General features: G+C 68.3%; 9 protein-coding genes and 2 pseudogenes. 7 read left to right on the forward strand and 4 right to left on the reverse strand.

The features are described from left to right. Positions 1–137 precede the first annotated feature (137 nt). Positions 138–521: pseudogene (locus FM051_RS48680) on the forward strand (ABC-2 family transporter protein); the annotation flags it as partial. 102 nt (positions 522–623) lie between these two features. Further along, a complete protein-coding gene (locus tag FM051_RS48685) occupies positions 624–860 on the forward strand; it encodes a hypothetical protein (protein WP_158854630.1) in 237 nt (78 codons plus the stop codon). 200 nt (positions 861–1,060) lie between these two features. Here the strand turns inward: FM051_RS48685 and FM051_RS48690 are convergent, their stop codons facing one another. Beyond that, the gene (locus FM051_RS48690) at positions 1,061–4,789 is read right to left on the reverse strand and encodes a hypothetical protein (protein ID WP_158854632.1); all 3,729 of its coding nucleotides are present in this window, start codon (positions 4,787–4,789) and stop codon (positions 1,061–1,063) included. Further along, entirely contained in the window at positions 4,731–5,168 is a 438-nt protein-coding gene (locus FM051_RS48695; protein WP_158854634.1) for a hypothetical protein, read from the reverse strand. The genes FM051_RS48690 and FM051_RS48695 overlap by 59 nt, the downstream gene beginning before the upstream one ends. A gap of 99 nt (positions 5,169–5,267) precedes the next feature. Between FM051_RS48695 and FM051_RS48700 the strand changes: the two genes are divergently transcribed. The 3 genes and pseudogenes from FM051_RS48700 to FM051_RS54375 form a co-directional block, all read left to right on the forward strand. Then, the gene (locus FM051_RS48700) at positions 5,268–5,885 is read left to right on the forward strand and encodes a hypothetical protein (protein ID WP_158854636.1); all 618 of its coding nucleotides are present in this window, start codon (positions 5,268–5,270) and stop codon (positions 5,883–5,885) included. A 158-nt stretch (positions 5,886–6,043) separates the two neighbouring features. Beyond that, positions 6,044–7,597 carry an ATP-binding protein gene (locus FM051_RS48705; protein ID WP_158854638.1) on the forward strand — a complete coding sequence of 518 codons (1,554 nt, stop codon included), beginning with the start codon at positions 6,044–6,046 and terminating at the stop codon, positions 7,595–7,597. Positions 7,598–7,759: 162 nt separating this feature from the next. Then, positions 7,760–7,941: pseudogene (locus FM051_RS54375) on the forward strand (N-acetyltransferase family protein); the annotation flags it as partial. A gap of 211 nt (positions 7,942–8,152) precedes the next feature. On the opposite strand, the gene FM051_RS48715 reads toward FM051_RS54375, so the two are convergent. Both FM051_RS48715 and FM051_RS48720 read right to left on the reverse strand, forming a co-directional pair. Beyond that, positions 8,153–8,362, reverse strand: coding sequence for a helix-turn-helix domain-containing protein (locus FM051_RS48715; RefSeq protein WP_158854644.1), 210 nt, complete (start codon positions 8,360–8,362; stop codon positions 8,153–8,155). Positions 8,363–8,783: 421 nt separating this feature from the next. Continuing rightward, positions 8,784–9,161 (reverse strand): hypothetical protein, encoded by a 378-nt coding sequence (locus FM051_RS48720; RefSeq protein WP_158854640.1) that lies wholly within the window; start codon positions 9,159–9,161, stop codon positions 8,784–8,786. Positions 9,162–9,492: 331 nt separating this feature from the next. Between FM051_RS48720 and FM051_RS48725 the strand changes: the two genes are divergently transcribed. Then, positions 9,493–10,254 (forward strand): helix-turn-helix domain-containing protein, encoded by a 762-nt coding sequence (locus FM051_RS48725; RefSeq protein WP_158854642.1) that lies wholly within the window; start codon positions 9,493–9,495, stop codon positions 10,252–10,254. A 35-nt stretch (positions 10,255–10,289) separates the two neighbouring features. Then, on the forward strand, positions 10,290–10,592 hold the full coding sequence (locus tag FM051_RS48730) for a DUF397 domain-containing protein (RefSeq protein WP_238413235.1): 303 nt from the start codon (positions 10,290–10,292) through the stop codon (positions 10,590–10,592). Positions 10,593–10,811: the final 219 nt, after the last annotated feature.

A 10,811-nucleotide genomic window follows, 5' to 3' on the forward strand; every position in this document is an offset into this window, starting at 1 on the left:
CCCGACGACGCCACTCCCACCTCGGCCAGAAGTCCCCGATCGACTACGAGAACAGCCTCACCCCAACACCCGCTACGCTGACCCCAGCCGCATAACCCCGTGTCCAACATCCGGGGTGAAGTCCCGATCTCGCCGTCGCGATCGTGCTGTTCACCGCGGCGCAGCAGTTGCTCCACATCCAGTGGACGCTGCCGCTGCTGCTGTTCCTGGTGGCGGCGGTGATCGGTTCCGCCCTGTTGGAGGGGGCGATCCAGCTCGTCATGTCGTCGTCCGCGTTCAGGACCGAGGCGTCGGATACCCTGATGACCTGGACGGACAACCTGATCACCGCGTTCGCCAACTACCCCGTCGGCATCTTTCCGCTGCTGCTGCGGATCGGTTTCATGACGGTCTTCCCGATAGCCCTCATCGCGTTCTTCCCCGCGGCCGTCATCCTCGGGCGTGCGGGTGATGGGCCGGCGCCCGCGTTCGTTGCCTACGCTGTGCCCTTGATCGACTTGATTGCCTTCGCGGCGGCGTGACCGGACGCGGGCCCGGAGGACGACAAGATCCTCACCAGCCTGACCCGGTTCGACTTCCTCGCCGGGCTGGTCAGCCTGGCCGACACCGGTAACCGAAAGGTCTTGTACCCGCACTTCGCCCGCTTCGACGGAACACGAATCGAGCCGGTCGCCCAGCGCCTGTTCCATGACTCCCCGATGCGGACGACGATCTACCCAGGTGATGATCGGGACTTCGCCCTCGCACTGCACGAGATCAGCCAGCACGTACAGCCGCAAGTCTTCAAGCGCGGCGGCTGGGACGGCTACCCGGCGGAGGTGAAGGACTTCATCAGGCGGCACGTCGTTGAGACCGACTGAGGTTTGGCCCTCATTCGGCGGACCACTCAGGTCACCGAGGCCCGATCACGCTCCAGTGGAGCACGAGGAACGTGATGCGGTGTCCCCTTGAGGCGACGGTGTCGGCCGTCTGCCGGCAAGAGGTCCTGCGTCTCCCTGATCTCGGCCTGCTGAGCGTCTTGTAACTGATCTTGTGATTGATCCGGTCGGGTGTTCTGCTGCTATCGGCGGGTGAGGAGCCGCCGGAGGAGGCTGCGGTCGTCGGGCAGGTGTTCGGCGTCCTCGGTCATGCTGTCGATGACACTGACCAGCGTGGCGATCGCGTTCGGCATGTTCGCGGGCCATGCGTCTATCAGGCGGCGTGCGCGGTTCAGGCTGGTGAGGGCATTGGTTCGGTGGCCGCATTCAATGCTGATCCCCGCGTGGATGACGAGGACGTTGACCGCCAAGCCGATGTGGTTCTCCGGGTTCCTGCGGAGCTGCCGCACCGCTTTGGCGGACTGTTTGAGCCCTTCGGGCTTGGCGCCCGTTTCCGCGAGGATGTTGGCGTGGATCGCTGTGGTGTGCGCGAGAACCACCGGGTCGGCGTTCCGCAGTGAGCGCAGCGTCTTGACCGCTTCGGCGGCTGTGGCCGCGTCCAGGCGCAGCAGCGCGGTTTGGGCCAGTGCTCCGGCGAGTTGTTCGGTCCGCTCCCGTGACTCCGGCACTGTGCGCAGCATCGCCACCCGGGCATCGGCCCAGCGGGCGGCCGTTTCCCCTTCGCCTGCCGAGGTGTACCAGCCGACGAGGACCTGGAACACCCCGGACAAGTTGGGCCACCACGGGTCGAGGTCGTGCTGGTGGAGTCCGGGGACGCATCCCGCCAGCGCTTCGAGCACGTCGAGCCGGCGGTCGACCGGATCCAGCACCACCGGACCGGCCGAGGTCACCATGTCGATGAACGCGGGCCCGTACCGTGCCGGGTCGGCCCGCACCCGCGCCATGTGATGTGCCGCTGTGGGCTCGAACAGCGTGAGCACGACATCGTCCAGCTCGGCGGCGGCCGTAGCACCCAGCTCCGCGACAAGGTCGTCGAAAGTCGCGAGCACGTCGTCCGGGACGGTCTCGACCTGGCTGCTGATCTCGGCGGCCTCGGTGACCAGTGCGGTCAACAGTTCCTTGTCGCCGATGCCGAGAGCGACCGCGGCACGGGCGGCGAGTCCGCCCGCCAGGTGCACCCGCAGCGCGGGAAGGTTCGGCACCAGGGCACGGAACGCCGCGATGAGGCCGTCGAGCCACGGAGTCGCCCAGCGGGCGACGTCTTCCGGGGACGCCTCGGGGTCGTCGAAGTCGACATCTGTGTCGACGACAGCGAGGGCTGCTCCGATGATGGGTCCTATCCGGTTGGTCCTCGGGTTGTCCGCAACGGTCGACAGTGCCGTCGACATGGTCTTCAGGGCGTCGATCGCGGTCCTGGTGTCGGCCTCGCCCCCCAGCGCCAACGCCGCCATGCTGCGGATACCGATTGCCCAGGGCAGGAGGGCCCGGTTCGTCGCGCTGTCCCCGGGCGTCCCGGTGAGACTCCCGATCGCCCGGTCCGCGGTTTCGACGGCGGATCGGTACAGCTTGGCCGACAGTTGGGCGTGCGCCAGGGTCGTGAGGGCCGACGCCTGCGTCGACCCGGGCTCGCGGCCTTCGGCGACGAGCCGGGAGGCGAGGTCGACGGCCTCGGTCGCGGCCTCGACCGCTTCGTCCACGCGGTAGGCGCCGGCCGCCGCGCGGCTGACCCGTTCCAGGCTCGCGACCAGGGATGCCTGGTGGACCAGCGGGTTGACTTCGGCGAGCGCGCGGTCGAGCGCCAGCAACTGGGCGGAGAGGTCGTGCGCCTGGGAGATGGCGCGGTGGCGGGATGCGACGAGGAATCGCGTCGTCAGCGCATCCTTGCCGTCCCCCGGTTGGACGGCCGCCAGCGCGGCCCTGGCGCGGGTCAGTTCGTCCTCGTCGGCGCTGTCGTCGCGCAGCACAGCCATCACCCAGGTCACGAAGATGCCCGCTGTGATCTCGGGATGAGCCGCACGGATCTCCTCCGGCACGGTCTCCAGCACCGCCACAGCCGCTCTGGCGACCTCGCCGCTGCGGTCTTCCTGGTCCAGTGTTCTCAGGGTGACGGCGTGTGCGGCCAGCAGGAAGGCGTAGTCCAGCACGTCGGACGCGCTCCGAGGGCCGAGAAGCGCGGCGTAGGCGGCAATTGCCTCCTGGTACGCCGTGTCCGCCTTCGCGGGCACAGAAGCCTGATGCCACAGCAGACCCAGCGCGATCAGTCCCACCACGACTGTCGTGTCCGCCGGGTCCGCCTGCTCGCGGCGCAGTCGGCCGACCACGTCCCGCTGGATGGCGGCGGCTTCCCGGAAGTGCCCGGCACGGCTGAGCACCGAGACCAGTTGTGCCGACAACCCGTTGCGGGCCGCGGAGTCCTCCGACGCCGCCAGCCGGTGGCGCAGCACCCGGCGGCCCACGGCGGCGACACCGGGGGCGAGATCCTCCGGCGGGTCCTCGGGAACCTCGTCGAACACCCGCTCCAGTAGGTCCATGTCCAGGATGTCGGCCAGGAGGAGCAGCGCGGGTGTGCCCGCCCGCACGGCCGTGGCCGGGTCGGTGTCGAGCAACGGCCGCAGTACTCCCCGGGCCACGTGCGGCCAGCGCGAGGCAGCCGAGCAGAGGACCACCACGAGCCGGGTCAGGACCGCCTGGTCGAGGTCGAGCAAGCGTGCGACCGTCGGCTGGACCCAGTCGCGGGTCGGGTGGGCGCGGCCGTGGCCGGGCACCGTCAGCGCCACCAGGTCCTCGGCCAAGCGGTCGGGGTACAGCGGTTCGAGGACGGTGTCGGCGGTGGCTGCCGGGTAGCAGCGGCCGTGCTCGTCCAGCAGGAAGTCCCGCTCGCCCGCGTCGTCGTGCCAGTCGACCGCGGCGCGGCCGGTGTCCCGGACGACCGGACCGGTCAGTGCCGCGGTCACCACGGTCCGGCGCATCAGCTCCGGCGCCAGGCGTGCAGGCACGACTTCCCGATCCCCGTCGACCACGGGGACGTCGGTGTTGTGCCTGCGCACCCAGTGCAGTTGCTCGCGGTCGAGCAGGTAGATCGTTGTCCCGGTCGGGTCGGTGGGCGCTGTCCTGCCGTGGAGCGCGCTGTCGACGCCGACCAAGGCCGCCATCTGGATGCCGAGGGCCAATCCGAACTCGGAACGGTCGAGGGCATCGGGCTCCGCGACAGGCAGTGGTCCTGTGCCGTAGACGCTCTGGAAGCCGCGGACCGCCGCCGCGAACATCGCCCGCCGGTCGGCGCTCCCGGGCGGAGCCAACGACATGACCGCCAGCGACTCTCGTTCGGCGAGCAGCTCCCGCACGGTGGCGGCGAGGCCTGCCTCACGGGCCACGAACAGCACCCGCACCGGCACGTCGACCGGAGCCAGGGCCCGGTTGCCGAGGAGCAGGCCCAGGTGACTCAGCGGCCACCGATCGGCGTAGTCGACCAGGACCAGCACACCCACGTGCCCGTCGTGTCGAAGATCGGTCGGGCTGCTGTTCTCCGGAGCGAGCACAGCTCCCGGGCCGTTGACGGCGACCAGTACCTTCCACCCCGCCGCGCGGGCGTCTGCGGCGCACTCTGCAGCCAACCGCGTCTTGCCCGACCCCGCGACACCGTGCAGCCAACGCGCCCCGAAACCGGCCCCGGACTCCAGCCAAGCCCGCAGACCGGCGAGTTCGGCCACCCGGCCGGTGAACGGGCAGACCGCCCACCGTGCGTCCAGCATCCGGCTCGGCGGTTCGCGCAGCCACTCCGCGGGCGGGGTCGGCTTCCGTTCCCAGGGGCGCAACACGTAGACCGGGACGCCGTCAGCGAACCGGTGGACATCACCGCCGACGACGCCGAGGGCGAACCCCTGGTCGGACCGGACCGTTCCCCCGCTCATGCCCGCCTCCCCTGACTCTCCCGGTCGACGGGCCGTACTTGTGCACATCGCCGTCCATGACGGCCGTCGCGTCACTGTTCGCACCCTCGGCGACCACCACCTGGATCTTCGACGGTGCGGGGTCGTCCGGCTCCTGCGGCGCCGCGGTGCGCCGCAACTGCATCACGGCGGTCACCAAGGCGGCCGCACTCACCAACACCCCGACCACACTCGCGATCATGCCCACGACGTCCGCGACGTTGGCCTGCTCAGCCAACGGTCGACCGAGGAAACCGGGCACGACCCGCGCCGCCCAGAACCCGGTCGCACCGAGAGCCGCCACCGCCACTACCGCGACGAACACCGCCGCACCCCGGCCAGCCGGTCGTTGCCTCGGCATCGTCCCTCCCACCCCGCGAACGGCGACGAACCGTCCGACACTGTTGACGTATCGCCCCACCGGTAGTCGATGTTTCGGCCGAGAACGCACAATGGTCCGGTGACCCCCTCGTCGCCGTTCCAGTTCATCCTCGCCAAGGGCGGTATCGCCTACGGGGTGATCGACGGAGACCTGCACATCCACCCCGAGCACCGCACCCGACACACGTTCCACCGCGTCCTGGCCCCCGGCAACCGCCCTCGAACCTCCCCGTCCGCCGTCGAACTGGGGGAGTGGGCCGACCACACCGCAGACCGGCTGGCCGTGCGGTGGCTCTGGGGCGCCACCGCCCTCCTCGGCCCGACGCTCGACAGCTTCGTCGCCGCACGGCTCGCCGCGGACAACCTGGTCGTGGCCGCCATCCGGCCATCGGACCAACCCGGCCTGCTGACGAACGCCGAACCCGAAGTCCTCCTCCCACGCTCGGGGCAGGCACTCGTGGTGATCGTGGACACGGAAGAGTGGTCAGTGGGCGACACCGCGTGGCTGCTGTCCGACGGGCTGCTGCACCACCCGGGAGTGCGTACCCGAGTAGTGCTCGTCGCAGACTCCCCAGACGACTGGCCACCCACCAGCGCACTCATCACCGACCCGGCGATCGCTGCCTCCGCCCAGGAATGCACCGCCGCTGAGGATGTCCTTGTTGAGCAACAGCGTCGTGGAATGCACGCCGATTGAGAATCGACCGACCGGCCGACGGCAGCGCCGCGAGTTGAACCAGCGGGACGTCACGTTCGTGGCGCCCCGCAAGGTGGTCAGACCGTCGGCGGCCAGCTGTTCCCGGAGGCGTCGAAATAGTCGGCGCGGAACGGCTCGGCCTTCGTTAGCCTGTGCCGATGGCTCACCCGACGCCTCGCGACCCCGTGGTCGTGGAGCCCGTCGTCAACCGGGAGAAGCTCCTGGAGCTGCTCGCGTTGGAGACGGAGTACTCGACCCTGGACTTCAAGTCCCGCTTCGACCTCGGCGACAAGCGCGACGTGGTGGAGCTGGCCAAGCACGTCGGGGCGATGTCGGTGCGTGGCGGGTATCTCGTGATCGGCGTGGACGGCCACGGGAAGCCGACCGGCGACCTGACCACTGAGCAGGCAGCCCGCTTCGACGAGGCGCAGCTGCGGCCGAAGCTGCTCAGGTGGCTGCCGGACGAACTGGAGGTCTGCTCGCAAGTCCACGAACTGGACGGCCACCAGGTCGTTCTCCTGCACATCTCCCCGAATCCTGCGGGCTGCGCCATCTTCCGCGCTGACGGTCAGTACGACGACGGCGGTAAATCATCGAAGGTCGTGTTCCGCGAGGGTGAGGTGTTCTTCCGCGACGGGACGCAAAGTGTCCGGCTCGACCATCGCGGCTTGGAGCAGGTCATCAGGCAGCGGGTCGAGCGTGAACGCGTCCGATGGGAGACCGACCACGCTGAGGGTTACCGTCGACTCGCCGAGGAACTCCGAACGGGCGCGGCCGGACAACAGGTGGCGCGCGGGCCGGCGGTGGAATTCAACCTCGCCCTCGAACCGGAGGTGCTGACCGAGGCCGCGACCGAGTTGTTGCGCGCCGACGACGACATCCCACTCCGACGCCTACTGAGGCGTGCCGCGCCGGAAGCGCGAGCTTTCTTCACGGCTGAGGACCAGGAAGGGCTCGCCGGTCTTCTGGACCGCCTCACCAGCCTGGCGGCAACCTTCCTGGAGTTGGATCGCACCACGTGGTTCGAACGCGTCGTGGACACACTGGCGTCGATCTACGAGTTGGGATTCGAGAACGTCCCACCTATCTACAACAACCCTCCGCCCAGGTCCGCTGTGTTGTGGCTCGCGCTCGTCGAGCGTGCTGTCGCGCTCGGCGCGCTCGCCGTGCGGTACGAGAACTGGGAGGCCGTCCGGTACATCGCGTCCCGCCGGCCCGAGGGAATGGACAAGTTCTATACGACCTGGCTCAGGCACGCGTCCACGATGGCTGCGCGAGCCGAGTTGTACGTACAGCAGGGTGCCGACGACGACTTCGTCGGACTGCTGCTGAACCTGGCACGCGAGGTCGTGCGTCGCTTGGCGCCGCTTCGGCCGGACGCGAGTCCGGAGGACGACAAGATTCTCACCAGCCTCACCCGGTTCGACGTCCTCGCTGCGCTCGTGAGCCTGGCCGACAGCGGCAACCGCAGCGGCTTGTACCCGCACTTTGCCCGTTTCGACGGGACAAGAGTTGAGCCAGTCGCCCGGCGTCTGCTCCGTGACACCGCAATGCGGATCACGATCTACCCTGGTGACGATCGGCATTTCGCCGTCGCACTGCGCGAGATCGACCGCGCCGCGCAGCGGGCGGTCTTCAGGTACGGCGGCTGGGACGGCTATCCGGCGGATGTGAACAACTTCATCAGTCTGCATGCCGGCGAGACCGAGTGATGTCGAGAACGCCTTGACCGTCAAGGCGCGCATCAGATCCTCGACGTCCTTGCCGGGGGATGGCAGTAACGGTCAGTGGCGTCCTCCGATCTTCCGTGCAACGTGGACTCGTCGAGTCGCGCGGTTCGGTGACGTGCCGCCTGGCAGAATCGCGCTGCTCAGACCCGCGAGTGCTACTCCGGCGTAGCCAAACCTCGGTCTACGTGGGCGAGGGCTTCGGCGGCCGGGACGCTGGCAAGTCGTTGCTGCACAAGCAGGTCACCACGGCAGACGAGGCTGACCTGTGGATCCTCCAGACCGTGGTCTTCCCCGAGAACCGCGCCAGCATCGCCCTGCACCACTCGCTCCTCGGCCAGGCGAGTGACGCCGACTTGCGCCGCAAGTCCGACGGCACGCTGTGGAACAACCGGCAGCTGCTGTTCCACATGCTCCTCGGGTTCCTCATCATCCGTGCGCTGCTCACCCTGGTGCGCTTGTTCGACCGACTCCCCGTCAGGGCAGCCGGGGGTTCGCCCGCTTGCTCAACGCGGGGACCAAGCCGTTCGACGTCGTGAACTACGCCAGAGTGCCGATCTCCCACGGACTCGTCCCGCGACTTCCCGTCTCCAACTTGCTGAGCTTGCCCAGCGACCACCCCAGGTCCTTGGCGACGACCCCCGACGACATCCGGGCCCGGTGCCGGACCCGACGCAGTTCCTCGCCCAACTCCCGGCTGTGCGCGGTGCTCAACCTCGACGTGCTCACGTTCTTCTCGTCGGTCTCCATGGACTTCCCTTCAGTGCCGGGTGCGACAGACGTGGGTGTGGTGCTGATCGGCGTGTACGGCCAGCTGCTCGGGCCGCCCTGTGCCGGTGTCAACGGCAGGTCGCTCGGAATGCGGTCGACGTAGCCAGGTCGATCCACTTGGGGTGTGCCGAACGGGATCAGATGTGCCCGTTACTCGGTGTCTTGCTCGAACATTTGGTTGGGGCGGTAGGCAGGCCGGTGTCCTACCGCCCCTCGGAGACCCGATTCGTCTCGGCGCTCTGCACGGTTCGCCCGTATCCGGGGGCGGGGTGGGCGGAGTTGTGCGAGCAGCGTGCGAAGACGGCCGGGTGTGCCTTGTTGTCCGCCGGTCAGGACGGTGGTGCTGACATCGGTGCTCGTTCCAAGTCCTGTATGGACAGACGCAGGGGGAACACAACGTTCATCCCTGCCGCCTCCCTTTGCGCGACCGGTGCTTCGGTTGGTGTGTAGAGCCTTCGCATACAGCGAGTTGGTACTCCAGCAGCACCCGGCACGGCACTGGAGTCCGCCGCCACCACCGCCCAACCCGACAGCTCCGACAGTGGCCGTTCGCGTCGGGAACATGCTGAGCCAGCAGAACGCGCAGTCCGGCAACGAGCCTTGGCAACTCCGCACGAGCGGTCGACGCCGCCGCGTGTTCGTCCCCCTCCAACGCGATGTCGCACGCCGCGTCGAGATGAGCAAACACCTCCTCCTGCAACGCGCCGAACACCACCTTGTTGTCCCGTGTCATCGTCATGTGTTCGTACGGCAGCCACCGGAACGCGCGGGTGCCCATCACAACCACCTCTCGGAGGTGCCGCACCGCATCGAGGCTTGATCCATCGCGCCGAGGTCGACCAGTTGAGCTGTGGGATCAGGTTGCACCACGGTCGGCCTGCCGCAGGCCGACCGTGGTGCCTCCCGCTCGCCGACCGGTACAGGGGCGGCCATGCCGTCCACTGGATCGTTGCCGGGGAGCAGCACTTCACCACCGGCCATCCCGTGGAGCCGCCCGTCGGCAAGTCATCAGGCAACGCGCCCGACCTGGGGTGACGGAGAGCGGACCACAGCAGGAACATGCCTGCTACGTTCCGCTTGCAGGGAGACCCGCTCGAACCGGAGGCTCGATGACCACCGCCGCGATCCCCAAGCGCGTTGCCGACGTCATCATCGGACGCAAGCTCGCCGCGCTCCGGACGGCCTGCGGCATGAGCCAGGCCGAAGCGGGCAAGATCCTGGACTGCACGCAGAACAAGATCGGCAACATCGAGCGCGGCGACAGCGGCGTCACGTTGCCGGACCTCCGAGCGCTGTTCGAGGGCTTCGCGCCTGACGAGCCAACCAGGGAACGCCTACTGCTACTGGCGCAAGGTCGCGAGAAGCGCGCGTCGCGTAAGGCGTTGCGCGCCAGCTTCCACGGCACGATGCGCGAAGTCGTCGACCTGGAGACCAGCGCGCACTACTTGTGGCAGCACAACAGCATGACGATCCCCGGCCTGCTGCAGACCGAGGCGTACATGCGTTCGTTGTTCCGTGCGGCCAGGCCGTCGATGAGCCTCGACGACGTCGAACGGGCCACGACCCTTCGGCTGCGGCGGCAAGCGATCCTGGACAACCCCGACCAGCGGTTCTGGTTCGTCATCGACCAGGCCGCGCTCGAACGCATGGCCAACATGGACGGCAACTCGACGATTCAGCGTGAGCAGAAGCGGGCGGTCGCCGACGCCATCGACCGGCCGAACGTCGAGGTCCAGGTCGTTCCGTGGCACGTCGGCTACTACTTCGGCCAGGAATTCAACTTCACGATCTTCGGTCACGACAGCGAGGAGCACCAGAGGGCCGCAGCACTCGGCCCAGAGCAATCCCGCGCCTTCCTGCTGACGTCGTGACCGGCCGACGCAGCACACGAGGAGAGGAAGAGACGATGATCCACCCAATGCCGCCGGGGCAGCAGGTCCCGGGGTGGTCACCACGAGAAGCCGAAGGCCTCACCGGGTGGCGCAAGTCCACGTACAGCAATCCCAACCAATCGTGCGTTGAGGTTGGATGGCGCAAGTCCACCCATAGCGACCCCAACCAGTCGTGCGTCGAGGTCTCGGGCAGCGCCGATGGGGCAGTCGTCGGCGTGCGCGACACGAAGAATCGCACGGCTGGAGCGTTGGTGTTCCCAAGCAGCGCGTGGAAGACGTTCACCTCGAATGCCGTCGAGGATCGCTTCACCGCCTGAGCCCGTCCCGGCACCATGGGCACCCGGCGACACGTCGCCGGGTGCCCGCCGAAATGGTCCGGGCAGATGCCCGCACAGCGGTCGAGTCGAAGTAGCGGTAGTTTGTTAACTTCACGGAGGCAGGTAGAGGTTGATGCCCTGTCCTTGCGCAAGGGTGTCGAGTAGTTGTTGCAGGTCATCGGGCGGGGGCTTGTCCGACCACGCCCTCCACCAGCGCCG

It is taken from the genome of Saccharothrix deserti (assembly GCF_009769385.1).
GTDB classification, from domain to species: Bacteria; Actinomycetota; Actinomycetes; order Mycobacteriales; family Pseudonocardiaceae; genus Actinosynnema; species Actinosynnema deserti.

Coding starts and splice junctions, on each gene's coding strand:
- FM051_RS48690 (WP_158854632.1), bottom strand. CDS start 4,789: ATGAGCGGGGGAACGGTCCGGTCCGACCAGGGGTTCGCCCTCGGCGTC.
- FM051_RS48695 (WP_158854634.1), bottom strand. CDS start 5,168: ATGCCGAGGCAACGACCGGCTGGCCGGGGTGCGGCGGTGTTCGTCGCG.
- FM051_RS48705 (WP_158854638.1), top strand. CDS start 6,044: ATGGCTCACCCGACGCCTCGCGACCCCGTGGTCGTGGAGCCCGTCGTC.
- FM051_RS48715 (WP_158854644.1), bottom strand. CDS start 8,362: ATGGAGACCGACGAGAAGAACGTGAGCACGTCGAGGTTGAGCACCGCG.
- FM051_RS48720 (WP_158854640.1), bottom strand. CDS start 9,161: ATGGGCACCCGCGCGTTCCGGTGGCTGCCGTACGAACACATGACGATG.
- FM051_RS48725 (WP_158854642.1), top strand. CDS start 9,493: ATGACCACCGCCGCGATCCCCAAGCGCGTTGCCGACGTCATCATCGGA.
- FM051_RS48730 (WP_238413235.1), top strand. CDS start 10,290: ATGATCCACCCAATGCCGCCGGGGCAGCAGGTCCCGGGGTGGTCACCA.